Genomic DNA, 23,440 nt, shown 5'->3' on the forward strand with positions numbered 1-23,440 from the left:
CTCTACTGCCCGGTTCCAGAAACCTGAAAGGACTTGAATGAAGACATCCCTACTGGCTGGCATGCTGGCCGCCGCCTGCGCGTTGCCGGCCCTGGCCCAGGAGGCCGTGCGCAGCGCAGCCAACGCCGACGCACTGTTTACCAGCCCCGACCCCAAGCTGCACGCCAACAAGCAGGTGGCCTACCACATCGTCAAGGACTTGCTGGAAGCCAACCACTGGGAACTAGCCGAGCGCTACATCGACAAGGACTACATCCAGCACAACCCCAATGCACGCAATGGACGGGATGCCGTGGTGTATTTCTTCACCCAGATACTCAAGGTCCAGCCCACGCCGATTCCGGAAAAACTGGGCCTGCCGGTCGCCGAGGTCATGGCCGAAGGCGATCTGGTGACGGTGGTGTACCCGCGCCGGGTGATCGACCCCAAGCACCCCAACGGGAGCTACAGCACAGCCTGGTTCGACACCTGGCGCATCAAGGATGGCAAGGCTGTCGAGCATTGGGACCCGGCGATCATGAACGAAGCGCCTAAGCTGTCCAACTAAAGGACGCGCCCCCTCACGCAGACAGGTGGAACAAGCGCCACCCAGAAACACCGCAGAACTGGCTTTGCCAGGCTGCTGGTGTTGCCCCCTGCAAGGGGGTTGGCGAATAGCGCTTGCGCTATAGCCTGGGGGTGTGCGTAATTTTCTGCGGCTTTTTTGCTTAAAACTTCTCGTGCGGTGCCAGGTAGCGCCACTGGCCTACCGGCAGGTTGCCCAGCATCACATTGCCGACGCGCACTCGCTTTAGGCCGACCACCTTCAGGCCCACCAGCTCGCACATGCGGCGGATCTGGCGCTTCTTGCCCTCGGTCAACACAAAGCGTAATTGCTCGGGGTTTTGCCAGCTCACCTTGGCGGGTTTGAGGGCTTGGCCGTCCAGGCTCAGGCCGTGGCGCAGGCGCGCCAGCATGGCTGGGGGGAAGGCGCTTTGCACATCGCTGGTGACCGGATCGTCATCGTCAATGCGCACCAGCTGCTGGATCTTGCTGCCGGACTGCAGGCCGCCATAGGTGGCGGCGGCCGAGTTGGCGGCAGCGGGGTTGGCCACACCGGTGTAGGCCACGCGCACCAGGTATTCCTTTTCCATCACCGCGTCTTCGCCGATCAGCTGGCGGGCGATGCGGCCGTCCTGCGTCAGCACCAGCAGGCCGGTGGAGTCGATGTCCAGCCGGCCGGCCGGCACCAGGCTCTTGAGCTGGCTGCCGTGGAAGAAGAAGCGGGCGTTGTCGTCGCGCCAGCGGTTTTGCGGCTGCACCAGGGTGATGGCCGGTTCGTGCCCGTCTTCGGCCTGGCCGCTCACAAAGCCCAGAGGTTTGTTGATCAGTATGGTGACCTGGTTGGCCTGCTGGCCGGTGGCGGCCTTGTCGATCTGGATGCGGTCGCTGGGCGTGACCTTGACGCCCATTTCGGCCACGGCGCCATTCACCTTGACCCAGCCCTTGGCGATCCATTCGTCGGCCTCGCGGCGCGAGCACATGTTCAGCTCGGCCATGCGCTTGTTGAGCCGTGTGGGCTCGTTGCTGGCGGCGGGCCCGGCGGGTGGCGCGGCGCGGCGAAAAGGCTGATCGGACAGCGGCTTGGGTGGTGTGGTCATCGGATGCTATGAATAGCGTAGCTACTCATGTAGAAAGAACGGGCGGCGAAAGCCGATTGAGCATGGATTTTAAAGCTTCGCCCTCTGGCCGTATACGGCTAGGGAGAGTGGCCCCAAGCACCCGCGCTTTAGAACCCGCCAAATCTCTCCCAGTCGGCACGCTCGCGAGCGATCTCTTTGGCCATGCGGGTCTGCTCTTTTAGCCAACGCTTGAGTTCCTCATCGGACTGCACGCGCAGCAGGTCTTCCTGCATGGAGTGCACGGTCTCCCGCATATCAAGCTGGATGTTTTCCAAATAGCGGGCCCACATGGTTTCGGGTGTTTCGGGGCTGATCCACAGACCTAGCTCGGCCTCGACACGGTGGAGTGTCATGGCCAGATCTTCTTCCAGTGCACTCACCTGTTCTTTGAGCAACAACGACATGGCAGCCAGCTTTTCGTCCGCCATACGGGCAATGCTGTCGGCGTCGAGTTGCTCGATCTGCATTTGCAGACGCAGCAAGGTGGTCAGGTCGTTGCGCTCATACGCGGCGTTGACTTCGCTCATCAGCGTGGTCTTGCGTGCGCGCTCGGCGGGGTCTGGCTCGCGGTCTGGGTGCAAAGCGCTGGCCAGTTGCCGGAAGATGGTGCGCAGAGTCGTTTTTGCATCCACTTGTTGTTGCTCTGCCGCGCGTTGTTTGGCTGTGGGCGCACGCTTGGCCTTGCGGGCTTCGCGTTTGTTTTCTTGTGCTGCTTGCGCTTGCTGGATGTGGCCCAGCGCTGCTTGCACCATTTCTTCGTGCGATTGGTCGGTATCGATATGGTCGAGTGGGCGCCCGGCCATTTGCTCCAGCATGGCCTTGAGCTCCTGTTTGGACTGGGCCTCTTCCTCTTCCAATTCGGCTTGCTCTTCTGGCGTGTGGTACAGGTCGAACAAGGCCTCAACCTCGGGATACTCCTGCGGTTCCAGCACCATCAGCAAGCTTTTCACGATGCTGCGCACCGATTTTTGCTGGGGCGCCGTGAGTCCTTTGCGCTGCAGTCTTTCGTGCAGGAATAGCAGCATATTCTTTTGGGTGTCTGCCGTTTGCTGCTCTAGTGCGGCTACCGCCTGTAAATGTCCCGGCCTAAAGCGGTCCAGCATGGTGTTGACATGCTGGTTCTGCGCTGTCAGGTTTTCGATGCGGCTGAGCAGCTTGTTAAACCGTTGCTGCGCAGGCGAGAGTTTGACCCTGGGGCTGGCAGCCACTTTGAGGCGGGCTGTTGCTGCGGGTACGGGTGCAGCTTGCTTCGAAGGGGTAGGCACTTCACCAAAAAGATTAAATTCAGAGGACATTGAGGATAGATCTCAGGTCTAAAAGCCAGCAATGGCACCGCTCCACCGCCCAAGAAAGAGAGCCGTGAAATAAAGTTTGCTACAAATTAAGTAGCGGTCGGCGCAATATCTAAAAGCGTGAAACCCACATTTATTCAAGCGACCAGCCGGTAGCCCACCGCGGTTTCGGTCAGCAGGTGCTGCGGCTGCGTCGGGTCGGCCTCCAGTTTTTGCCGCAGATGGCCCATGTAGATGCGCAGGTAGTGGCTTTGCTGGGTGTGTGCCGGGCCCCAGACCTCGCGCAGCAGCTGGCGCTGTGTCAGTACCCGGCCGGCATTGGCGATCAGCACGGCCAGCAGGCGGTACTCGATGGGGGTCAGGTGCACCTCTGCGCCATCGCGGCGCACCAGGCGGGCGGTGCGGTCCACCTCCACCGTCCCGAAGCGGAATACGGGGTCGGCCTCTACGCTGCCGTCGGCCGTGGCGGCCCGCGGGCGGCGGCGGTTGGCGCGCACGCGGGCCAGCAGCTCGCCCACGCCAAAGGGCTTGGTCAGGTAGTCGTCGGCACCGGCGTCGAGTGCGGCGATTTTGTCGGCCTCGTCGCTGCGCGCTGACAGCACGATGATGGGCACGGCGGACCAGCCGCGCACGTCGCGTATCACGTCCAGCCCGTCGCCATCCGGCAGGCCCAGGTCCAGCACCAACAGGTCGGGCTTGCGCGTGCCGGCCTCGGTCAGGCCGCGCTGGGCGGTGTCGGCCTCGAACACCTGCCAGCCCTCACCCTCCAGCGCGCTGCGCACGAAGCGGCGGATGTGGGGTTCGTCTTCGATGAGAACGGCGACAGGTGTGCTCAAGGTAAATCCGGTGCGGGCCGGCGTGGCAGGGTAATGCTGAATTCTGCCCCACCGCCGACGGCGTTGGTGGCAATGATTTGCCCACGGTGGGCGTCCACGATGGCTTTGCAGATGGCCAGGCCCAGGCCCACGCCGGGCGTGGCGGACTCGGCGTTGCCGCGGGTGAATTTGTCGAACAGCGCGGCCTCGCGGCCCAGCACGGCTTTGGGCAGGCCGGGGCCGTGGTCGCGTACGGCCAGTACCAGGCTGGTGGGCGTGGCGTGGGCGCGCAGCACGATGGAGGGGCGGCCGTATTTGGCGGCATTTTCCAGCAGGTTCACCAGCACGCGCTCCATCAGCACGGCATCGAATTCCACCAGCGGCAGATCAGCGGGCACTTGGGTCTGCACGCCGATGCCCTGCAAGGCCGGGGCGGCCGCGCGAATGGCCGCGCCCACCAGTTCCTCCACCGACTGCCATTCGCTGCGCAGCGCCACGCCATCGTTCTGCAGCCGTGCCATGTCCAGTAAATTGGTGACCAGGGCCGACAACTCGCGCGCCTGCACCACCATGGACTGGGCCATGCCGATCTGCGCGGAGGCCAGTGGTGGCTGCGAGCTTTGCAGCGACTCGGCCAGGCCCATGAGCGCCGTCAGCGGTGTGCGCACATCGTGCGAGATGGCGGCCAGCAAGGTGTTGCGCAGGCGCTCGGACTCCATATGCACCACGGCCTGTTGCGCTACCTCCACGTAGTGCACGCGCTCCAGCGCAATGGCGATCTGCCGGGCCAGGGTCTGCAGCAGCTGCTGCTGTTCGGGTATCAACAGCCAGCGCGCCTGCGTGGGTTTGAGTGCCAGCACGCCGCGCACCCGCATGGGGGCTTGCAGTGGTACGCAATGCCAGGGGTGGGCGGGCAGGGTGGTGGTGGCCAGGCCAGCGCTCTGACCGGTGCGTAGCGCCCAGTCGGCAATGCCGGGGTCGAAGTCGTGCGGCAGCAGGGTGGGCAGCTGTAGATGGCTGGCACCGCCTTGCGCGGCATCGCCGTGTTCGGCGACCAGCACCATCACCTTGCCGCCTTTGACCGGGTCGTAGACCAGGCCCTCTACCTGCGTGAACAGGCGCTGCACGGCGGCCTGGCCGATCTCCACCACCTGGCTGGTCAGCAGCGCACCCGACAGCTCCCGGCTCAGGTCGAACAGCGCCTGGGCGCGGCGCTCGCGGCTGGCTGAGATGCGCGCGGCAAACCGCAGTCCGGCCGTCAGCTGGCCGATCAGCAGGCCAATCGCCAGCATGACGGCAAAGGTCACCAGGTACTGGATGTCGCTCACCGCAAACGAGAAGCGTGGCGACACGAAAAAGAAGTCAAAGGCCACTACGTTCAGTACCGCCGCCAGCGCCGCCGGGCCACGGCCAAAGCGCAGCGCCACCAGCACCACGGCGGCCAGGAACAGCATCACGATATTGGCCAGGTCCAGCCGGTTGGCCAGAGGCAGCACCAACAGGGTGACCAAGGCAGAGCTGCCGGCGGCCCAGGCGTGCGGCAGCCAGGGGTGGCGCTGCGCGGCCTGTTCCTCGTCCTCCACATTGCGCACCAGGCTGATGGGTAGGCGGCGTGCACTGTGGCTTTGGCCTACCTCCACCAGCTCCAGCGTGGGCGCCAGGGTGGCCAACTGGCGCGTCATGGAGCGCTCCCAGCGACGCCAGACTTGCCAGCGTGGCGGTACGCTGGGTCGGCCCAGCACCAGGGTGGCGCAGTTCAGGGTTTGCGCTTGGCGCACCAGTTCCACGGCGGGGTTGTTGCCGGTGAGCACCGCGGTGTCTGCTCCCAGGGTTTCGGCCAGTTGCAGCACGGTGAGGATGCGGTCGCGTTCGGTCGCCACCAGCAGCTGCAGTTGCGGGGTTTCCACATAGGCTGCATACCAGCGCACGTTCAACTGGCCGGCCAGGCGGGCGGCGCTGCGCACCGTGTGCTCCGCGCCTTCCTGCGGGCCGATGCAGGCCAGGATGGCGCCCGAGGTGTTCCATACGGCCTGTTGGCCGCCGCCAGACTGCTCCACCCGGTAGCTGCGCACATCGTCTTCCACATGCTCGGCGGTACGGCGCAGGGCGATTTCGCGCAGGGCTATCAGGTTGCCCTTGCGGAAGAAGTTCTGCGTGGCGCGCGCGGCCTGCTGCGGCATATAGACCTTGCCCGCCTGCAGCCGGGCGGTGAGCTCGTCCGGTGTCACATCGACCAGGATGACTTCGTCGGCACTGTCCAGCACGGTGTCGGGCACGGTCTCATGCACGCGGATGCCGGTGATGGCGCCCACCGTGCCATTCAGGCTTTCCAGGTGCTGCACATTGATGGCTGACCAGACGTCGATGCCAGCGGCCAATAGCTCCTGCACGTCTTGCCAGCGCTTGGGGTGACGCGAGCCCTCCACGTTGGTGTGGGCCAGTTCGTCCACCAGCAGGATGGCGGGCTTGCGTGCCAGCGCCGCATCCAGATCAAATTCGGGCAGCGACTTGCCTCGGTAAGGCAGCTGGCGCAGGGGGAGTTGATCCAGGCCAAGCAGCAGTGCAGCAGTTTCACTGCGACCGTGGGTTTCCACCACGCCCACCAGCACTTCTTTGCCGGATTTCTGGGCCTGTTGTGCCGCACTGAGCATGGCGTAGGTTTTTCCCACCCCGGCATTGGCACCGAAGTAGATGCGCAAGCGGCCCCGCGTGCGCGCTACATCCTGCTCCTGCAGGCGCTGCAGCAGGGCGTCGGGGTCGGGGCGGTTTTCGGTCATTCGCAGAGGTTACTGCATGGCATTACTGTAGGGCGTCCAGCGCCAGGTTCAGTTGCAGCACATTCACCTGCGCCTCACCCAGAATACCCAGCAGCGGGTGCTCGGTATATTGGCCTACCAGCGCCTCTATCTTGGCCAGTTCCAGGCCGCGTGCCTTGGCCACGCGGGCAATCTGGAATCGGGCCGCCGCCGGGCTGATGTGCGGGTCCAGCCCGCTAGCGGATGCCGTCACCAGGTCCACCGGCACCGGCGCGGTGTTGCCGGGGTCGGCATCGCGCAGGGCCTGGATACGGCCTTTCACCGCGTCCACCAGCGCGGGGTTCAGTGGGCCCTGGTTGGAGCCGCTGGAGGCCGTGCCGTTATACGGCTGTGGGCCGGTGGCCGAGGGGCGGCCCCAGAAGTGCTTGGGGTCGCTGAAGTTTTGGCCAATCAGTGTGGAACCTACCGGCTTGCCGTCACGCAGCACCAGGCTGCCTGCGGCTTGGGTGGGAAACACCGCCTGGCCCACACCGGTGACGACTAACGGATAGGCCACGCCGGTGAGCACGGTCAGCGCAGTGAATAAAACCAAAGTGGGGCGAAGAATGGAGCTCATTTGAATTCCTTAAACAAGGTGCAGGGCGACCAAAATCAGGTCGATGATCTTGATGCCGATGAAGGGCACGACCAGCCCGCCCAGGCCGTAGACCAGCAGGTTGCGGCGCAGCAGAGCGGCGGCACCCACGGGCCGGTAGCGCACCCCCTTCAGGGCCAGCGGCACCAGGAACATGATGACCAGGGCGTTGAAGATCACCGCCGACAAGATGGCCGAGGACGGGCTGCCCAGCCGCATCACGTTCAGCGCCGCGAGCTGCGGGTAGGTGGTGACGAAGATCGCCGGGATGATGGCGAAGTACTTGGCCACGTCGTTGGCAATCGAGAAGGTGGTCAGCGAGCCGCGCGTCATCAGCAGCGCCTTGCCGGTTTCCACGATTTCCAGCAGCTTGGTGGGGTTGGAATCTAGGTCCACCATATTGCCGGCTTCCTTGGCGGCCTGCGTGCCGCTGTTCATGGCCACGGCCACGTCGGCCTGGGCCAGCGCAGGCGCGTCGTTGGTGCCGTCACCGGTCATGGCCACCAGGCGGCCTTCGCTCTGGTACTGGCGGATCAGGGCCAGCTTTTGCTCGGGCGTGGCTTCGGCCAGGAAGTCGTCCACACCGGCTTCGGCGGCGATGGCGGAGGCCGTGAGTTTGTTGTCGCCGGTGATCATCACCGTCTTGATGCCCATGCGGCGCAGCTCGCCAAAGCGCTCCTTGATACCGGACTTGACGATGTCCTTCAGTTCCACCACGCCCAGCACGGTGTTGCCCTCTGCAACCACCAGCGGCGTGCTGCCACGGCGGGCTACGTCGTCGGCATGGCGTGCTACCTCGGTGGGCATGCGGCCGTTCTGGGCCTGCACGTATTTGCGCATGGCATCCACCGCGCCCTTGCGCAGCACGCGCAGGTTGCCGTCGGCGCTGTGCACGTCCACGCCGCTCATGCGGGTCTGCGCGGTGAAGGGCACTTCGATGATGTTGCCGACCAGCGGCTGTACCGCACCCAGGCGCTGGGCCAGGGCCACGATGCTGCGGCCTTCGGGGGTTTCATCGGCCTGCGAGGCCTGCGCGGCGCAGGTCGCCAGTTGGGTATCGCCCACGCCGGGGGCGGGGAAGAAGGCCGAGGCTTGGCGGTTGCCGTGGGTGATGGTGCCGGTCTTGTCCAGCAGCAGCACGTCCACGTCGCCAGCGGCTTCCACCGCGCGGCCCGAGGTGGCGATCACGTTCGCCTGCATCATGCGGCTCATGCCGGCCACGCCCACGGCCGACAGCAGGCCGCCGATGGTGGTGGGGATCAGGCATACCAGCAGTGCGATCAGCGCCGTCATGCTGACGACGGTGCCCGCGCCCGCTGCCTGTACGCTGAACACCGAGAACGGCAACAGGGTTACGGTGACCACCAGGAAGACGATGGTCAGCGCCACCAGCAGAATCGTCAGCGCGATCTCATTGGGTGTCTTCTGGCGCTTGGCGCCTTCGACCATGCTGATCATGCGGTCCAGGAAGGACTCGCCGGGGTTCACGGCGATGCGCACTACTAGCCAGTCGGACAGCACGCGGGTGCCGCCGGTGACCGATGCAAAGTCGCCACCCGACTCGCGCACCACTGGTGCCGACTCGCCGGTGATGGCGCTTTCGTCCACCGAGGCCACGCCTTCGATGACCTCGCCGTCCAGCGGGATCAGGTCGCCGGTTTCCACCAGCACCACGTCGCCCTTGCGCAAGTTCTCGGCTTCTTCGGGCAGCCAGGTGGAACCATGTTTGGGTTTGCTCAGCTTTTTGGCCACCGTGCTTTTCTTCAGGCCACGTAGCGATGCGGCTTGGGCCTGGGCCCGGCCTTCGGCCAGGGCTTCGGCAAAGTTGGCGAACAGCACGGTAAACCACAGCCACACCGCCACGTTCAGCACGAAGCTGGCCGTGCCGTCGCCGCTTTGCAGCGCCAGCGCGCCGAACAAGGTGGTCAATAGGCTGCCGATGTAGACCACGAACATCACCGGATTGCGCCATTGCACGCTAGGCTTTAGCTTGGTGAAGGCGGCGCTCAGCGCCGGCTTGAGCAAAGCCGGGTCCAGCAGCACCAGGGACTTGGATGTAGTCATACCAATGACTTTCTGAAATTTAAACAATTAAGGTCTGTAGCGCAGGTACTACCTGCGCTGGTGGCTATGAAATATGTAGCATTCATCGACCGGCCCACAGCGTCAGGTGTTCGATCACCGGGCCCAGGGCTAAGGCTGGGACGTAGTTCAAAAGGCCTACCAGCAGCACCGTGCCGATCAGCAGGGTGACGAACAGCGGGCCGTGCGTGGGCAGGGTGCCGCTGGTCACTGGCAGGCGCTGCTTGGCGGCCAGTGCACCAGCGATCGCCAGCACCGGCACGATCACGCCAAAGCGGCCCAGCCACACGGCAATGCCCAGCAGCACGTTGTAGAACGGTGTGTTGGCCGACAGCCCGGCGAAGGCGCTGCCGTTGTTGTTGGCTGCCGAGCTCAGCGCATACAAAATTTCGCTGAAGCCATGTGCCCCAGGGTTGGCGATGCCCGCCACGCCCGCACCGGACAGCACCGCCACCGCCGTGCCCGCCAGCACCACGATGGGTGTGACCAGGATGGCGATGGAGGTGAGCTTCATCTCATGCACCTCGATCTTCTTGCCCAGGTATTCGGGCGTGCGGCCAATCATCAGCCCGGCGATGAACACCGCCAGGATGGCGAAGATCAGCATGCCGTACAGGCCCGAACCCACGCCACCAAACACCACCTCGCCCAGCTGGATCATCACCAGCGGCACCATGCCACCCAGAGGCGTGAACGAGTCGTGCATGGCGTTCACCGCGCCGCAGGATGCCGCGGTGGTGATCACCGCGAACAGGCTGCTGGCGTTGATGCCATAGCGCAGTTCCTTGCCTTCCATATTGCCGCCGGCCTGCAGGCTGCTAGACACCTGGTCCACACCCAGCGGTGTGAGCAGCGGGTTGCCAGCTTGCTCTGCGGGGATGATGGCGATGACCGCCACCACGAACATCACGGTCATGGCCGCCAGCACGGCCCAGCCCTGGCGCTTGTCGCCCACCACGCTACCAAAGGTGAAGCACAGTGCGGCCGGGATCAGGAAGATGGACAGCATCTGAAAGAAGTTGCTCAGCGCCGTGGGGTTCTCGTACGGGTGGGCCGAGTTGGCGTTGAAGAAGCCGCCACCATTGGTGCCCACCATCTTGATGGCCTCTTGCGACGCCACCGGGCCCATGGGCAGGGTTTGCGTCTGGGTCTTGGCGTCTTCCAATACCGGTTGGCCCTTGGCATCTAGCACGGGCTGGCCGGCCGCATCCACCTTGGGTTGCTGGAAGGCGGTGACTTCAAGCGTGGTCACATCCTTGTAGCTGTCAAAGTTCTGCACCACGCCCTGGCCGATGAGGAACACCGCGAACACCAGCGACAGCGGCACCAGCACCCAGGCGGTGACGCGCACCATGTCGACCCAGAAGTTGCCGATGACGGCAGTGGAGCGCGCCGCAAAGCCGCGCATCAGCGCAAACACCACGGCCACACCGGTGGCGGCCGAGAAGAAGTTCTGTACCGCCAGTGCCAGCATCTGCGTCAGGTAGCCCATGGTGGACTCGCCTGCGTAACCTTGCCAGTTGGTGTTGGTCACAAAGCTCACAGCGGTGTTGAAAGCCGAGTCGGGGCTGATGGGCGCCAGGGCTTGCGGGTTCAGCGGCAGCCACAGCTGCAGGCGCTGCAGCGCGTAGACCACCAGCACGCCCAGGGTGTTGAAGGCCAGCAGGGCCAGCGTGTAGTGGGCCCAGTGCATGGACTTGTCGGGGTCGGTACCGGCCAGGCGGTACAGCGGAGCTTCCATGCGGCGCATCCAGCCGGGAATGCGCCCCTCGGCCAGCCGCGCCAGCCACAGGCCCAGCGGCCAGGCGGTGGCAAGCAGCACCACGAGATACAGGGCCAGCAGGCCCCAGGCATTGGCGTTCATCAGAACTCCTCGGCGCAGATCAGCGCGTAGACCAGGTACGCCAGCAACAGCACGGCGCACACACCACCCAGGCCATAGAGCATGTCGAGCGGGATCATGCGCGGCCTCCCTTTGGTTTTTCGAGCTTCTGGAAGCCCTTCACCAGCAATACCATCACACCCCACAGCAGGCCTGCGCCCGCCAGATAGACCACGTCCATACGACACCTCTTTTTTCAGAAATTGATGGGGGAAGCTTATGTAAGCAGGCGTAAAAATGGGGTAGAGAGCGGGGGCGGGGGTATAAAGAAAGCGTAAAAATGCGGGGGGGCTTTGGGGGGCGTCTGCGGGTAGGCGTCTCAAACCGGGTTCCGTCGTTGCCCGCAGAACAGATAGGCACCATGTCCAAGCTGCGCGGTGAGAGTTTCAGTCGCCAAAGGCCAGGATGTTCGCCTGGGTGGCGGCGTAAATGCCATCTAACAGTATCTTCGTCAGCGCCTGATCGACGAGATGCACATAGCCATATCGCCGGTCCCGCTCGGCTCCGGTGAGCGGCTCTTCAACGGGGTGCATCTTCTGGCCTTGGCCATGCCTGCGTCCAGCACGAAGCCTCAGCATGGGCTACGCATGTGGTGCTGTCTCGGCAGCGAGTACCGCTATGCCTCAGCTGCTGGTCGACTGGCTTGCGCTGACCGGTTATCAACAATGTTGAGCATGTAGAGGATCCTGTGATACGGCATTGCGCCCCGCTCCATCAAGGACCGAATGCACACAGCTCGGCATCAAGAGAAATGGCACTCCAGCGCATATAAATACTGCGCAAGCAGCTATGTTTTATATAGCGTATGCTGGCTTTCTGTGGACTCTGTACGCGCGCACTTTTTGGCCTGGCGCGGTGCATCGTCCGCTACAGGCATGGGCCATAGTCGCAGTAAAGTTGGCGGCCCGCCGTCTGGCCTATCCACGCCGTACGGATTGCCACGCGCGCGGGCGCATCACTGCCTTCGGGCATGCACCTCATTTCAAACCACTACTCTTCAAAGGAAAACCATGGCGATACAGACTCAACGGCCTACCGCCGCATTTGTGGGCGCATCCTGGATTGCGCTCCTGGTCGGGGCCGCCGTCTACATGTTTGGCCTGTCCAACGCGACCATGCAGCTGAACGAGAAGGGCTACTACCTGACCGTGCTGCTGTACGGCCTGTTTGCCGCCGTGTCCCTGCAAAAGTCGGTGCGTGATCGGATGGAAGGCATTCCTGTCACCGGCATCTACTTTGGCCTGTGCTGGCTGTCGCTGGCGATCGTGGTGGTGCTGCTGTCGGTGGGGCTTGTGAATGCCACGCTGGCGCAAAGCGAGAAGGGCTTCTATGCCATGTCCTTCCTGCTCAGCCTGTTTGGCGCGGTCGCGGTGCAGAAGAACACCCGTGACATCGCGCTGTTCAAAAGCGATGCGCCAGCTTTTGAGGCCAGCAAAGACCGTTCTTGAGCCAGGCTTTCAACGGGTGCGCTTGCACCTGGCCGCCGCGACCGTTAGCCATGCACCGGTAGCGCGTTCAGCGGAATGCGCAGATAGGCCACACCGTTGTCGTCCGCTGGCGGCATATGGCCCGCGCGCACGTTGACCTGGATGGACGGCAGGATCAGCGTGGGCACGTCCAGTGTGGCGTCGCGGGCGGTACGCATGGCGACGAATTCGGCTTCGGAGATGCCGTCGCGCACATGGATGTTGTGGGCGCGCTGCGCGGCCACCGTGGTCTGCCATGCGGGCGCACGGCTGCTGGGCGGGTAGTCGTGGCACACGTACACCGTGGTGTCGGGCGGCAGGGCCAGCAGGCGGTGGATGGAGGCGTAGAGCTGGTGCGCGTCACCGCCGGGGAAGTCGGCGCGGGCCGTGCCTACGTCGGGCATGAACAGGGTGTCACCCACGAACACCGCGCCGTCTACGTCACCGTCGATGTAGTACGCCATGTCGGCCGGGGTGTGGCCAGGCACCAACAGGGCGGTGGCCTCAATCTCACCGATATGGAATCTTTCGCCATCGCGGAACAGGTGGTCGAACTGGCTGCCGTCGGGCAGGAAGTTGCGCTCCAGGTTGAACAGTTTTTTGAACGTGGCCTGCACGCCGCGGATGCGCTCGCCAATGGCGATGCGGCCGCCCAACTTGTTTTGCAGGTAGCGCGCGCCGGACAAGTGGTCGGCATGGGCATGGGTTTCCAGAATCCAGTCCAGTTGCAGGCCGTGTGCCTGCACATAGGCGACTAGCCGGTCGGCTGACGTGGTGGAGGTATGGCCGGACTTGAAGTCGTAGTCCAGCACCGGGTCGATGGCGGCGGCGCGGCGGGTGGTGGGGCACCAGGCGACGTACGACACGGTCCAGGTGGCGGGATCGAAAAAGCCTTCGGTATGCAAGCGGGTGGTCATGACTGGGTTCTACAGTTGTTTGATAAATATTATATAAATTTGTATAATAAAACAAGAGCCACTTTCGATATCTAGCCATGACACAAGCCTCCGATGCCATCGAACCCGCCGTGCTGCGCGGTGCCGCCTACCGTGCGGTGGCCGCCATGAAGGTGCTGGCCAATGAAGACCGTTTGCTGCTGTTGTGCCAGCTGTCGCAAGGCGAGATGTGCGTGGGTGACCTGGAGCAGCGGTTGGATATCCGCCAGCCCACCTTGTCGCAGCAACTGGGCGTGCTGCGCAATGAGGGCGTGATCGCCCCGCGCCGTGAGGGCAAGAACATCTACTACAGCGTGGCCGACCCCGCGATGCTGGAAATCCTGGCGGTGCTGTACCGCCTGTACTGCCCCAAGGAGGCGTGATGACCCTGGACTGGAACCATTTCACCCCGCTGGCTGCGCTGGTGGGCGGCGCGTTGATCGGCCTGGCCGCAGCGCTGTTTGTGCTGCTGAACGGGCGCATTGCCGGCATCAGTGGTGTGCTGGGCGGTCTGCTGGTGCCCACGCGGGGTGATGTCGCTTGGCGGCTGGCTTTTGTGTTGGGCCTGGTGGGCGCACCCCTGGTGTACCGGCTGTTCGCCGTGCTGCCCACGCCGCAGATCGACGCGGGCTACGGAGCCTTGTTGCTGGCCGGTCTGCTGGTGGGTATCGGCACGCGCTATGGCGCGGGCTGCACCAGCGGGCACGGCGTGTGCGGTCTGTCGCGCTTGTCGCCGCGTTCTCTGGTGGCGACGGCGGCCTTCATGGTTGCGGGCTTTGCCACGGTGTTCGTGGTGCGCCACGTTTTAGGCTGGTAAGGAGTTGGCCATGGTGTTTATCTCTGCATTGCTGTCGGGCCTGGTGTTTGGCCTGGGCCTGATCGTTTCCGGCATGGCCAACCCGGCCAAGGTGCTGGGTTTTCTGGACCTGGCCGGCCTGTGGGACCCGTCGCTGGCGTTCGTGATGGGTGGTGCCATCGCCGTGGGGGCCGTGGCCTTTGCGGTTGCCAAGCGGCGCAGCGCGTCGCTGCTGGGTGCCCCCATGCGCCTGCCCAGCGCCCGCCACATCGATCGCCGCCTGGTGCTGGGCAGTCTGCTGTTTGGCGTGGGCTGGGGGGTAGCGGGCTTCTGCCCGGGCCCGGCCTTGGTCGGCGTGGGTATGGGCCTGGCCAAGGCCATGGCGTTCGTGGCGGCCATGCTGGTGGGTATGGGCTTGTTTGAGTGGCTGGAACGGCGTTCAGCCAAGCAGCCATGACCGATAACGCAAGCTGGCTGGCCGCGCTCACTACCGTGCTGATTCTGGTGGGCTATGAGGTGGCATTGGCGCAGGCCCAGCGGCGCTACCCCGAGCGCCTGGCCCGCAGCGCCCATGCTGCGCTGCGCGAGGAGTGGTTTGCGGCGGTGTCCGCGCTCAGCGGCTCAGAGCTGCTGGCGGTGCAGACGCTGCGCAATTCGCTGATGTCGGCCACCATGGTGGCCTCTACCTCCGCGCTGGGGCTGATGGGCACCGCCACGCTGGCCGTGCCGGCCCTGCACACCAGCATCGACGCCGCAGCCGACTGGCCCATTTTTACTGCCCGGCTGGCGCTGGAGTTGCTTTTGCTGGCCGTGCTGCTGGCGTCGCTGGTGGCGTCGGTCACGGCGGTGCGCTACTACCACCATGCCAGCTTTATTTGCGCCATGCCCGTCGGCTCTGCTACCCGCGAGCGCTGGCACACAGTGGGCAGCGTCTACGTGCGTCGGGCCGGCATTTTGTACAGCTGGGGACTGAAACAGCTGATCCTGGTTGTACCCATTCTGGCTTCCATCCTGCACCCCGCGGCTGGCCCCGCAGCGGCCGTGTTGGTGGTCGCGGCGCTGGTAGGTTTTGACAGGTTCGGACTACGGAGTGCATGGGCGGGCGGCTAGATCTGTGCCGCATAAACTGGGGTTTTGACCACGCCACGCCCGATGCCCTCCAACCGCCTTCCTCCGAACTGGATCCGCAACCGCCATTTGCCCTTGGCCGTGGGTGTCGTCAGCGGGGCCCTGGCTGCCGCGTTGGCCTGGCTGGTGATCAATATCTCGCACCACAAGGCGCAGGCCGAAATTGCCGTGCAGGCGCAAAGCCACTTGCTGCAGATACGCGACCGCATGGACCGGCAGCTGCAGAGCACCCTGTCCGTACCGGAAACGGTGGCTGCTTTTGTGGCCGCACAGGGGCGTATGCCGCCGGACATTTTTGCCACGGTGGTGGGGCGTCTGCTGGAGCACCAGCGCAATATCCGCAACCTGGCACTGGCGCCAGACAATGTCATTGCCGACATCTATCCGCGCCTGGGCAACGAGAAGGCCCTGGGCCTGCGCTACATGGACAACCCGCAGCAGCGCGGCGCGGTGGAGCGCGCCATCCAGACCCGCCGCACCGTGGTGGCTGGGCCGATACAGCTGGTGCAGGGCGGGCTGGGCATTACCAGCCGCACACCGGTGTTCCTGGCGCCGGTGCTGGACGGCAAGCACAACCCCGAGCCCGCCTACTGGGGCATTGTGTCGCTGACGGTAAATGCCGACATCTTGTTCGCCGACGTGGGCTTGACCACCGAGCAAATGGGCTTTCAGGTGGCGGCGCGGGGCCGAGATGCCACCGGTGCCGGTGGCGCGGTGTTTTTGGGGCGCGCCGAGCTGTTCAATGAAAACCCGGCTACGCTGGAGGTACCCCTGCCCGGTGGCGGTAGCTGGCTATTGGGGGCTGTGCCCACCGGCGGCTGGCGTGCTGCGGGCAGCGCCCCAACGCTGGTGGTTTGGCTGTCATACGCTTTTGCTGTGCTGCTGGGCTTATTGAGTGCGCGCCTGATGCGTGCGCACCAGCAGGTGCTGGCACTGGCTAGCCACGACCGCCTGACCGGCCTGCCCAACCGCCGCTTGTTTGAAGACCGCCTGTCGCAGGCGGTGCTGACGGCGCACCGTGACCACCGTCCAGGGGCTTTGCTGTTGATCGACCTGGATGGCTTCAAGCCCGTCAACGACAGCCTGGGACACCGCAGTGGCGACCAGGTGCTGGTGCGTGTGGGGCAACGCTTGCAGGGCCTGGCCCGCGCCAATGACACGGCGGCCGGGATTGGTGGTGACGAGTTTGCCTTGGTGCTGAATGCCGTGGCTTCACCCGAGGCTGCGATGGAGGTGGCCCACAAGGTGTTGCAAACCATGCTGACCCCGGTGGGGCTGGACAACGGCGAGCACGTGTCCATGGGCGCCAGCATCGGTGTTGCGATGTTCCTGGGCGGCACGGTGGAGAGCCTGCCCAATCTGATGGACCGCGCCGACCAGGCCTTGTATGAGAGCAAACGCAATGGCAAGGGCAAGGCCAGCATGGCGCCCTTGGCGGTGCGCGACGCAGCCGTGTTGGCGATTTAGAAGTCCGTGCCTTTTGGGTCTCCAGTACAGGAAATACCTGCGCTGAGAGCTATTATTTCAATAGCAATCTGATTTTCAGCGCTGCGCCAGCGCCAGCCGCGCCGCCATGCCCAGGAACACCGTGCCCGCCATCCGGTTCAGCCAGCGCTGGGCTGATTCGGAGCCGCGCAGCCGGCTGCTGACCGTGGCGGCGAAGTAGGTGATGGTGCCAAACGCGATCAGCGTGGTCAGGATGAAGATGCCGCCCAAGGCGCACAGCTGCAGCGCTACTGCGCCGCGTTCGGCGTGCACAAATTGCGGCAGCAGGGCCAGAAAGAAGAACACGATCTTGGGGTTGGTCAGATTCATGATCCAGCCGCGCAAAAATATGCGGCGCATGCTGGGCTGCTGGTCCACGCTGGATGCCAGCGCGCCTACCGGCGCGCGGAATGCCTGCCAGGCCAGGTACACCAGATAGGCCGCGCCCACCACCTTGAGCACGGTGAAGGCCGTGGCCGACGCGGCGAACACGGCTGCCAGACCAAAGGCTACCGCCAGGGTGTGCACCACCAGGCCGGCGCACAGACCCAGCGTGACCACAAAGCCCGCCTTGCGGCCCTGGGTGGCGGACTGCATCAGCACAAAAATATTGTCCGGCCCGGGGGTGAAGCCCAGCAGCAGCGACAGGGTGAAGAAAGCGATACAGGTATCCAGTGTCAGCATGTGGGCCTCACAACTGCAAGAGAAATAGGCTGCCGGCGCAGGCAATATCTGCGTCGGCAGCTATGTTTTTAATAGTGGCTGGGTCAGCCCTTTTTGCCACCAAAGGCGAGCAACAGGCCACCCACTACGATGGCGCCCACGCCGGCCCAGACCGGGACATTGATGGTTTCCTTCTCTTTCACCGACAGCTCCAGCGGGCCGATTTTGACGGCGGTAGTGTCCTTGGTGTAGCTGAAGCTGCCGTACACCAGGGCCAGGGTGCCGGCGGCGATGAGGACAATGGCAAACAGTTTGACTGCGTTCATGGAGGGACTTTCTGGAGGGTGGCAATGCGGGCTTGGAGAGCCCGCGCTAGATGCCATTTTGCGCCATGCGGCGTGGGTGCTGGCTCAGGCTTCGGCGCGTTGCATCCAGCGTTCGCGCCAGAGCATGAAATCGGCCACCGGCACGGGGCGGCTCATGTGGTAGCCCTGGGCCTCGTCGCAGCCCTGCTCGCGTAGCAGGTCCCAGATGGCGGCGTTTTCCACGCCCTCGGCGACCACGGTCAGGCCCATGTTGTGGGCCAGGTCGATGGTGGAGCGCACGATCTTGGCGTCATCTACCTCGCGCTCCATGGCCATCACAAAGGACTTGTCGATCTTCAACTCGTCCACCGGCAGGCGCTTCAGGTAGGCCAGGGACGAGTAGCCGGTGCCGAAGTCGTCGATGGACAGCTTGAAGCCCCGGTCGGACAGGCGTTTGAGCGTGCTTTCGGCGCGCAGCGGATCGTCCATGATGGCGCTTTCGGTGATCTCCAGGCAGAAGCCTTCGGGCGCCACGCCGTGTTTGGACAGCAGGGCCTCCAGCCGGGCCGGAAAGTCCAGGTCCAGCAGGTCGCGGGTTGACAGGTTGACGGCGATGCGCAGCGGCTGGTTGGGCAGCTGCAGCTGGGCCCATTGGCGGGCGGCTTCATTGAACATCCACAGCGTCAGCTGGCGCACAAAGCCGGTCTGCTCGCAAAAAGGAATGAAGCTGTCCGGCGGCACCAGGCCGCGTTGCGGATGCTGCCAGCGCACCAGGGCTTCGGCGGCCACTACCCGGCCGGTGGCCAGGGAAATCTTGGGCTGCAGGAACAGCCGCAGCTCGTTGTGTTCCACCGCGTGGCGCAGCTCGGACAGCAGCGACAGGGTTTGCTTGCTGCTGGAGTCCAGCGCCGGGTCGTACAGCTGGGTCACGGTGGTCTTGCGCTTGGCCGCGTACATGGCGACTTCGGCCCGGCCCAGCAGGGTGTCTACGTCGGTGGCGTGCTGGGGCCAGCAGGCCACGCCCAGGCTGGCGCTGAGGTCCACCGTGTGCTCGTCGTAGGTCAGCGGAGCTTCGAACGAGGTGCCAATTGCCTGCGCCACCACCATGGCACTGGCGGCATTGGCCTGGGGCAGCAGCACGGCAAATTCGTCGCCGCCCAGGCGGGCCACCAGCACCTGCTCGCCCATGCGTAGCAGCAGGCGCTCGGCTACGGCCACCAGCAGGCGATCGCCCACGGCGTAGCCCAGGATGTCGTTGACGTGTTTGAAGCGGTCCAGGTTCAGCGTGATGACGGCCAGGGACTGCGTGTTGCTGCCGCTGGGGCTGCGCTGGGCAATGATGTCCTGGATTTCGGTGCGGAAGCGCACCCGGTTGGGCAGGCGCGTCAGCCGGTCCCAGTAGGCCAGCTGCTGGATCTCGTTGCGGTTGATGGAGATGCTCTTGCGCATGCGGTCAAACGCGTTCGCCAGGTCGCCGATCTCATCGCGCCGCTCGGTGTAGAGCATGCGCTGTTCGTAGTTGCCGCGGCCCAGGCGGTCCGCACCTTCGACCAGGGAACGCAATGGCGTGGTCACGCGGCGCGCAGCCCAGGTGCTGCCCAGGCCGAACAGGACCACACCCAGCAGGCTAATGACCAGCAGCACCAGCTGCACCTTCTGGAACGGGGCGACCACCTCGCTCAGCGAGCGCAGCAGCAGCACCTGCACATTGCCCGTCACTGCATGCAGATTGACGTGCCGGATGACCAGGGTGTCGCCGTCGTCCTGCAGCTCGCTTGCGCTGACACCCGTGGTCTGCAGGGTTTGCAGCACCGTAGGCGACAGGGTGGAAATGCCGACCTGGACGGCTTGGCCGTGGGCTTGCGTCAGCATGGCCAGATGCAGGCCGGACAGCGCCAGCATGTCGTTGGCCAGCGACTGGTCGATGGGGAAGCCCATCAGTACCCAGCCAATCACCAGCGGGGCACGCAGCGGCACCATCACGAACTGGTAGGCCGTGTTGCCTACCAGCGCCACGGTGCCCCCCGATTCGCTGCGTGACAGTGGCGTGGCGATCTGGGCCAGCACATCGCTCAGGGCCGGGGTGTCTGGCGTGTAGTTGGTGGCGCGCAGCGCCAGCTGGTTGTCCAGCAGCGCCGATACCGTGGCGCCGATGCGGGCGCCCTGGTTGTCCAGGGCCGAGCGAATGGTTTCTACGTCATCGGAGTTGACGGCGGCGCGAAAGCCGAAGTCTCCGGCCAGCAGGCCCGCGCCCTGGCGCAGTTTTTCAGCGTTCTGGTCCAGCAGGCGACGCCATACGCGTTCGCCCAGCTGGAGTTCGTTGGCAATCTGGCTGCGGGCATTGTGCTCAATGCTGGCGCGCACGACCAGCAGACCGGCAGCTTGCACTACCAGCAGCAATACCAGCGACATCATCACGATGCGGGTGGACAGGCGCCAACCGCCTATGTCTGGCCACCAGGTCCAGCGTCGCTTCATGGAACCAGTCCTGGCACACGCACGCTCAGGTTGCCACCGGCGGCAGCTAGCGCCAGGGGCTGGTCCAGCGCGGGCGCGCCCACGGGCAGGTTGGCATGCCAGATGCGCAGGCGGTAGTTGCCAGGCGGAATGTTGTCGAGCTGGAACTTGCCAGCCGCACCGCTGCGGCCGAAATAGGGCGTCTCCACCACCACGATCCAGGCCACCATCTTGTCGTGGATATTGCAGCCCAGCACGGCGATGCCGGGCTTGTCGAAGACCACCGGGTTGGCGGTGGTGCCCGCATACAGCTTGAGCTCAAAGGTCTTGGTGGGCGAGAACGAGTACACCTGGTGGCGTACCGTGTCCTGGTTGGGGAAGCTGACGGCGGTGCCCACGGTGACCACGCGGACCTGCGGGTCGAATTGCTTGTTGATCTGCGCCACTTCGACGCCCTGTAGCGGTTTGACGGCAGCCTGTGCCTCGCGCGACTCCAGGAACACCACGGCTTCGCTCAGCGGCCGCCCGGTGTCATCCTGCACTTGTACCTGCAGCTTGGCCGCCAGCGCGGGCGCAGCGGCACAAAGCAGGGAGCCGAACAGCAAAGGTAAGCGCATGTTGGTGATCTTGGTGGAGGTGCGCTGGGCAGAACGCTGTGGGATATTAATACGTAATACGCGCGGTGCTTGGCGGGCTGGCGCGGCTTCAGCTTCAAATACTTGCCATCAGATAGTGCGCGCCGGGAATGGGGTTGTGGTAGTACGGGGGAATGCCCTGAAAGCCCAGGTCTTCGTACAAGGTGCGGGCGGCCTCCATGTCGTCCAGTGTGTCCAGTAGCACATAGCTGTAGCCAATCGAGCGTGCGCTGTCCAGGGTGGCCTCGACCAGTTGGCGTCCCAGGCCGAAGCCTCGGAAGGCCTTGCGCACAAACAGGCGCTTCATTTCGCAGGCATTGGCATAGTCCACATTGTCCAGTGGGCGCAGGGCACAGCAGCCGGCGATTTCGCCGTCCACCAGGGCCAGCAGCAAGCTGCCGCGCGGCGCAGCATAGTCCCAGGGTAGCTGGGCCAGTTCTTCGTCAAAAGACTGGAAGCACAGATCGATACCCAACTGGGCCGCATATTCCTGGAAGATGCTGCGGGTGGCGTCCAGCGCACCCTCGGACGTGGGCGTCACGATCTCAATCAATGGAGTGGTCAAGGCGGGCGTTAGAGAAAAGCAACGCCGCCAGTTTAGTCCTGTGCAGTGGGCTTCCGTCCAAGAATGCGGCGTGCTATTGTTTTTGTAGCTTCCGCCGCAGTTGCTGTCTGCGCTGGAGGTGCCTCAGGCTTCTGCCAGCAGTTTTTCGATCAGGCGGTGCAGGTCGTCAAAATCAGGCTCACCCACGAAGCGTTTGACGATTTCACCGCGCTTGTTGACCAGAAAGGTGGTGGGTGTGAGCTGTATCTGACCCCAGGCGTTGGCGGCCGCACCGGTGTTGTCTATGGCCACCTGGAAGGGCAGCTTGCGGGTTTCCGCGTAATTCACCACGTAGCTGGGCGGGTCGTAGGACATGGCCACCGCCAGGGTGTCAAAGCCCTGGGTATGGTATTTGTTGTAGGTGGCGATGATCTTGGGCATTTCACCCACGCAGGTGACGCAGCTGGTGGCCCAGAAGTTCACCAGGGTGACCCGGCCCTTGAGGTCGGCGGTGGTCTTCTGGCTGCCGTCCAGCAGCACATAGGTGGCCATGGGCGCCGCATTGCTGCTGCCTGCAGTCAGATAATAGGCCCCTGAACCTGCGGCCAGAATGGCTGCGATACCGGCTATGTAGATGGCTTTTTTCATTTCAAGGGGACCCTATGGAACGCCGCGATTTTAATTCCGCTTCACTTTCTGCGCTGGCCATGCTGCTTTGGGGCACGGCGCAGCAGGTGCATGCCCTGTCGCTGTCCGACCTGAGTGACAAAGAGGCTTCCCAGGGACTGAAGGCCGCACTGGAGAAGTCCGCTGTAGCGGCCGTTGGCTTGCTGGGCCGCACCGATGGATTCCTGGGCAATGAAAAAGTTCGCATTCCCCTACCTGGTTTTTTGGATGACGCCGCCAAATGGCTGAAAAAGCTGGGCCAGGGCCAGCGCGTGGACGAGCTTGTCACCGCCATGAACCGCGCCGCCGAGGCCGCCGTGCCCCTGGCCAAGGACCAGTTGGTCAGCGCAGTGAAGAGTATGAGCTTTACCGATGCCAAGAACATCCTGAGCGGCGGCGACACCGCCATGACCACATTTTTCGCCGAGAAAACCCGTGAGCCGCTGTTTGGCAAGTTTCTGCCGGTGGTCACCCAGGCCACAGAGCGCGTGGGCGCCGCCGAGAAATACAACCAGCTGGCTGGCAAGGCCGTGGGCCTGGGTCTGCTGAAGCAGGAGGATGCCTCCATCCAGCAGTACATCACCCGCAAAACCCTGGACGGTCTGTACGTGATGATTGGCGAGCAGGAAAAGAACATCCGTCAGGACCCTGTGGGTACCGGCAGTGCGCTGTTGAAAAAGGTGTTTGGCGCTTCCTGAATGCGCTGTTTGCCCGTGTTTGTGCTGGCCCTGGCGGCCTGCAGCCCCACGCTGAACTGGCGCAGCGTGCGATCTGACCAGCATGCCTTGCAGATGCTGCTGCCCTGCAAACCCGACAAAGGCAGCCGCGAGGTGCCCATGGCCGGCACTAGCGTGTCGCTGGACATGCAAGGCTGCGAGGCCGGTGGCGCCACCTTTGCCGTCTCCCATGTACGCTTGGCCGATCCGTCGCGGGCCGATGAGGCCCTGGCCGGCTGGAAGAGCGCCGCGCTGGCGAATTGGCACGCCAGCGCGGTGCAGGAGCAGCCGTTTGCCCTGCCTGGCAGTGCGCCCCAGCCCGTTGGCTTGCGCTTGCAGGCCCAAGGCCAGCGGGTGGACGGCCGTATCTTTAGCGCCCAGGCTGTGTGGTTTGCCCGTAGCAGCCCAGCCGGCGTGGACCTGTTCCACGCGCTGGTACTGGCCGACCAGCCGGATACCGCCGTAGCCGATACTTTTTTCGCCGGATTGAAACTTGAATGAGCCAAACCGGCTCAGACCATA

Annotated in this window: 24 protein-coding genes and 1 pseudogene; 10 read left to right on the forward strand and 15 right to left on the reverse strand. The window is 64.2% G+C overall.

The window, feature by feature from the left end; genetic code table 11:
* The first annotated feature begins 37 nt into the window (after positions 1 to 37).
* A complete protein-coding gene (locus tag AC07O2_RS10920; RefSeq protein ID WP_495075755.1) occupies positions 38 to 547 on the forward strand; it encodes a nuclear transport factor 2 family protein in 510 nt (169 codons plus the stop codon).
* Between the two features lie 160 nt (positions 548 to 707).
* Here AC07O2_RS10920 and AC07O2_RS10925 read toward each other — a convergent pair whose 3' ends face one another.
* The 8 genes from AC07O2_RS10925 to kdpF form a co-directional block, all read right to left on the reverse strand.
* Complete coding sequence (locus AC07O2_RS10925) at positions 708 to 1,640, reverse strand: pseudouridine synthase (RefSeq protein WP_495075756.1); 933 nt, start codon at positions 1,638 to 1,640, stop codon at positions 708 to 710.
* A gap of 128 nt (positions 1,641 to 1,768) precedes the next feature.
* Positions 1,769 to 2,956: a J domain-containing protein gene (locus AC07O2_RS10930; RefSeq protein WP_495075757.1), complete on the reverse strand. Its 1,188-nt coding sequence runs from the start codon at positions 2,954 to 2,956 to the stop codon at positions 1,769 to 1,771.
* A gap of 134 nt (positions 2,957 to 3,090) precedes the next feature.
* Positions 3,091 to 3,789, reverse strand: a complete 699-nt coding sequence (gene kdpE / locus AC07O2_RS10935; RefSeq protein ID WP_495075758.1) for a two-component system response regulator KdpE — start codon at positions 3,787 to 3,789, stop codon at positions 3,091 to 3,093.
* Positions 3,786 to 6,545: a DUF4118 domain-containing protein gene (locus AC07O2_RS10940; protein WP_495075759.1), complete on the reverse strand. Its 2,760-nt coding sequence runs from the start codon at positions 6,543 to 6,545 to the stop codon at positions 3,786 to 3,788. The genes kdpE and AC07O2_RS10940 overlap by 4 nt, the downstream gene beginning before the upstream one ends.
* Positions 6,546 to 6,567: 22 nt before the next feature.
* Positions 6,568 to 7,140 carry a potassium-transporting ATPase subunit KdpC gene (gene kdpC, locus AC07O2_RS10945; RefSeq protein ID WP_495075760.1) on the reverse strand — a complete coding sequence of 191 codons (573 nt, stop codon included), beginning with the start codon at positions 7,138 to 7,140 and terminating at the stop codon, positions 6,568 to 6,570.
* A 9-nt stretch (positions 7,141 to 7,149) separates the two neighbouring features.
* Positions 7,150 to 9,222 (reverse strand): potassium-transporting ATPase subunit KdpB, encoded by a 2,073-nt coding sequence (kdpB, locus tag AC07O2_RS10950; RefSeq protein WP_495075761.1) that lies wholly within the window; start codon positions 9,220 to 9,222, stop codon positions 7,150 to 7,152.
* Positions 9,223 to 9,304: 82 nt separating this feature from the next.
* Entirely contained in the window at positions 9,305 to 11,104 is a 1,800-nt protein-coding gene (kdpA, locus tag AC07O2_RS10955; RefSeq protein ID WP_495075762.1) for a potassium-transporting ATPase subunit KdpA, read from the reverse strand.
* The gene (gene kdpF / locus AC07O2_RS10960; RefSeq protein WP_490592047.1) at positions 11,104 to 11,202 is read right to left on the reverse strand and encodes a K(+)-transporting ATPase subunit F; all 99 of its coding nucleotides are present in this window, start codon (positions 11,200 to 11,202) and stop codon (positions 11,104 to 11,106) included. Before kdpF ends, kdpA begins: the two co-directional genes overlap by 1 nt.
* A gap of 312 nt (positions 11,203 to 11,514) precedes the next feature.
* Between kdpF and AC07O2_RS10965 the strand changes: the two are divergent.
* Positions 11,515 to 11,774: pseudogene (locus AC07O2_RS10965) on the forward strand (dihydrofolate reductase family protein); the annotation flags it as partial.
* Between the two features lie 358 nt (positions 11,775 to 12,132).
* Complete coding sequence (gene yiaA / locus AC07O2_RS10970; protein WP_495075763.1) at positions 12,133 to 12,570, forward strand: inner membrane protein YiaA; 438 nt, start codon at positions 12,133 to 12,135, stop codon at positions 12,568 to 12,570.
* A gap of 44 nt (positions 12,571 to 12,614) precedes the next feature.
* Here the strand turns inward: yiaA and AC07O2_RS10975 are convergent, their stop codons facing one another.
* The gene (locus tag AC07O2_RS10975) at positions 12,615 to 13,505 is read right to left on the reverse strand and encodes an MBL fold metallo-hydrolase (RefSeq protein WP_495075764.1); all 891 of its coding nucleotides are present in this window, start codon (positions 13,503 to 13,505) and stop codon (positions 12,615 to 12,617) included.
* Positions 13,506 to 13,582: 77 nt separating this feature from the next.
* Between AC07O2_RS10975 and AC07O2_RS10980 the strand changes: the two genes are divergently transcribed.
* The 5 genes from AC07O2_RS10980 to AC07O2_RS11000 are packed head-to-tail and all read left to right on the forward strand — an operon-like array spanning position 13,583 to position 16,914.
* Positions 13,583 to 13,906 (forward strand): ArsR/SmtB family transcription factor, encoded by a 324-nt coding sequence (locus AC07O2_RS10980; RefSeq protein ID WP_495075765.1) that lies wholly within the window; start codon positions 13,583 to 13,585, stop codon positions 13,904 to 13,906.
* Positions 13,906 to 14,340 carry a YeeE/YedE family protein gene (locus AC07O2_RS10985; protein WP_495075766.1) on the forward strand — a complete coding sequence of 145 codons (435 nt, stop codon included), beginning with the start codon at positions 13,906 to 13,908 and terminating at the stop codon, positions 14,338 to 14,340. Before AC07O2_RS10980 ends, AC07O2_RS10985 begins: the two co-directional genes overlap by 1 nt.
* A 10-nt stretch (positions 14,341 to 14,350) precedes the next feature.
* Positions 14,351 to 14,776, forward strand: a complete 426-nt coding sequence (locus AC07O2_RS10990; protein WP_495075767.1) for a DUF6691 family protein — start codon at positions 14,351 to 14,353, stop codon at positions 14,774 to 14,776.
* Complete coding sequence (locus AC07O2_RS10995) at positions 14,773 to 15,429, forward strand: DUF599 family protein (RefSeq protein ID WP_495075768.1); 657 nt, start codon at positions 14,773 to 14,775, stop codon at positions 15,427 to 15,429. The genes AC07O2_RS10990 and AC07O2_RS10995 overlap by 4 nt, the downstream gene beginning before the upstream one ends.
* A gap of 42 nt (positions 15,430 to 15,471) precedes the next feature.
* The gene (locus AC07O2_RS11000; RefSeq protein WP_495075769.1) at positions 15,472 to 16,914 is read left to right on the forward strand and encodes a diguanylate cyclase domain-containing protein; all 1,443 of its coding nucleotides are present in this window, start codon (positions 15,472 to 15,474) and stop codon (positions 16,912 to 16,914) included.
* A 75-nt stretch (positions 16,915 to 16,989) separates the two neighbouring features.
* Here the strand turns inward: AC07O2_RS11000 and AC07O2_RS11005 are convergent, their stop codons facing one another.
* From AC07O2_RS11005 to AC07O2_RS11030, 6 genes are all read right to left on the reverse strand, one after another.
* On the reverse strand, positions 16,990 to 17,616 hold the full coding sequence (locus tag AC07O2_RS11005) for a LysE family translocator (protein WP_495075770.1): 627 nt from the start codon (positions 17,614 to 17,616) through the stop codon (positions 16,990 to 16,992).
* A gap of 83 nt (positions 17,617 to 17,699) precedes the next feature.
* Positions 17,700 to 17,921: a hypothetical protein gene (locus AC07O2_RS11010; RefSeq protein WP_495075771.1), complete on the reverse strand. Its 222-nt coding sequence runs from the start codon at positions 17,919 to 17,921 to the stop codon at positions 17,700 to 17,702.
* 84 nt (positions 17,922 to 18,005) lie between these two features.
* A complete protein-coding gene (locus tag AC07O2_RS11015; protein WP_495075772.1) occupies positions 18,006 to 20,378 on the reverse strand; it encodes a putative bifunctional diguanylate cyclase/phosphodiesterase in 2,373 nt (790 codons plus the stop codon).
* Positions 20,375 to 20,974 (reverse strand): methylamine utilization protein, encoded by a 600-nt coding sequence (locus tag AC07O2_RS11020; protein ID WP_495075773.1) that lies wholly within the window; start codon positions 20,972 to 20,974, stop codon positions 20,375 to 20,377. Before AC07O2_RS11020 ends, AC07O2_RS11015 begins: the two co-directional genes overlap by 4 nt.
* A gap of 94 nt (positions 20,975 to 21,068) precedes the next feature.
* Positions 21,069 to 21,557 carry a GNAT family N-acetyltransferase gene (locus tag AC07O2_RS11025; RefSeq protein ID WP_495075774.1) on the reverse strand — a complete coding sequence of 163 codons (489 nt, stop codon included), beginning with the start codon at positions 21,555 to 21,557 and terminating at the stop codon, positions 21,069 to 21,071.
* Positions 21,558 to 21,680: 123 nt separating this feature from the next.
* On the reverse strand, positions 21,681 to 22,184 hold the full coding sequence (locus tag AC07O2_RS11030) for a TlpA family protein disulfide reductase (RefSeq protein WP_495075775.1): 504 nt from the start codon (positions 22,182 to 22,184) through the stop codon (positions 21,681 to 21,683).
* A gap of 14 nt (positions 22,185 to 22,198) precedes the next feature.
* On the opposite strand from AC07O2_RS11030, the gene AC07O2_RS11035 reads away from it, so the two are divergent.
* Together AC07O2_RS11035 and AC07O2_RS11040 are read left to right on the forward strand one after the other, a co-directional pair.
* Positions 22,199 to 22,900 (forward strand): DUF4197 domain-containing protein, encoded by a 702-nt coding sequence (locus tag AC07O2_RS11035; protein WP_495075776.1) that lies wholly within the window; start codon positions 22,199 to 22,201, stop codon positions 22,898 to 22,900.
* Positions 22,901 to 23,419 (forward strand): hypothetical protein, encoded by a 519-nt coding sequence (locus AC07O2_RS11040; RefSeq protein ID WP_495075777.1) that lies wholly within the window; start codon positions 22,901 to 22,903, stop codon positions 23,417 to 23,419. It abuts the gene before it with no gap.
* Positions 23,420 to 23,440: the final 21 nt, after the last annotated feature.

It is taken from the genome of Rhodoferax sp. GW821-FHT10B06 (assembly GCF_059415605.1).

Bases quoted from the DNA above. Each gene is read 5' to 3' on its own strand.
- AC07O2_RS10920 (WP_495075755.1), top strand. From the start codon at position 38: ATGAAGACATCCCTACTGGCTGGCATGCTGGCCGCCGCCTGCGCGTTG.
- kdpA (WP_495075762.1), bottom strand. From the start codon at position 11,104: ATGAACGCCAATGCCTGGGGCCTGCTGGCCCTGTATCTCGTGGTGCTG.
- AC07O2_RS11035 (WP_495075776.1), top strand. From the start codon at position 22,199: ATGGAACGCCGCGATTTTAATTCCGCTTCACTTTCTGCGCTGGCCATG.
- AC07O2_RS11040 (WP_495075777.1), top strand. From the start codon at position 22,901: ATGCGCTGTTTGCCCGTGTTTGTGCTGGCCCTGGCGGCCTGCAGCCCC.
- kdpC (WP_495075760.1), bottom strand. From the start codon at position 7,140: ATGAGCTCCATTCTTCGCCCCACTTTGGTTTTATTCACTGCGCTGACC.
- AC07O2_RS10995 (WP_495075768.1), top strand. From the start codon at position 14,773: ATGACCGATAACGCAAGCTGGCTGGCCGCGCTCACTACCGTGCTGATT.
- AC07O2_RS10980 (WP_495075765.1), top strand. From the start codon at position 13,583: ATGACACAAGCCTCCGATGCCATCGAACCCGCCGTGCTGCGCGGTGCC.
- AC07O2_RS10975 (WP_495075764.1), bottom strand. From the start codon at position 13,505: ATGACCACCCGCTTGCATACCGAAGGCTTTTTCGATCCCGCCACCTGG.
- AC07O2_RS11020 (WP_495075773.1), bottom strand. From the start codon at position 20,974: ATGCGCTTACCTTTGCTGTTCGGCTCCCTGCTTTGTGCCGCTGCGCCC.
- yiaA (WP_495075763.1), top strand. From the start codon at position 12,133: ATGGCGATACAGACTCAACGGCCTACCGCCGCATTTGTGGGCGCATCC.
- AC07O2_RS10990 (WP_495075767.1), top strand. From the start codon at position 14,351: ATGGTGTTTATCTCTGCATTGCTGTCGGGCCTGGTGTTTGGCCTGGGC.
- AC07O2_RS11000 (WP_495075769.1), top strand. From the start codon at position 15,472: ATGCCCTCCAACCGCCTTCCTCCGAACTGGATCCGCAACCGCCATTTG.
- AC07O2_RS11030 (WP_495075775.1), bottom strand. From the start codon at position 22,184: ATGAAAAAAGCCATCTACATAGCCGGTATCGCAGCCATTCTGGCCGCA.
- AC07O2_RS10940 (WP_495075759.1), bottom strand. From the start codon at position 6,545: ATGACCGAAAACCGCCCCGACCCCGACGCCCTGCTGCAGCGCCTGCAG.
- AC07O2_RS10930 (WP_495075757.1), bottom strand. From the start codon at position 2,956: ATGTCCTCTGAATTTAATCTTTTTGGTGAAGTGCCTACCCCTTCGAAG.
- AC07O2_RS11010 (WP_495075771.1), bottom strand. From the start codon at position 17,921: ATGAACGCAGTCAAACTGTTTGCCATTGTCCTCATCGCCGCCGGCACC.
- kdpB (WP_495075761.1), bottom strand. From the start codon at position 9,222: ATGACTACATCCAAGTCCCTGGTGCTGCTGGACCCGGCTTTGCTCAAG.
- kdpF (WP_490592047.1), bottom strand. From the start codon at position 11,202: ATGATCCCGCTCGACATGCTCTATGGCCTGGGTGGTGTGTGCGCCGTG.
- AC07O2_RS10925 (WP_495075756.1), bottom strand. From the start codon at position 1,640: ATGACCACACCACCCAAGCCGCTGTCCGATCAGCCTTTTCGCCGCGCC.
- AC07O2_RS11015 (WP_495075772.1), bottom strand. From the start codon at position 20,378: ATGAAGCGACGCTGGACCTGGTGGCCAGACATAGGCGGTTGGCGCCTG.
- AC07O2_RS10985 (WP_495075766.1), top strand. From the start codon at position 13,906: ATGACCCTGGACTGGAACCATTTCACCCCGCTGGCTGCGCTGGTGGGC.
- AC07O2_RS11005 (WP_495075770.1), bottom strand. From the start codon at position 17,616: ATGCTGACACTGGATACCTGTATCGCTTTCTTCACCCTGTCGCTGCTG.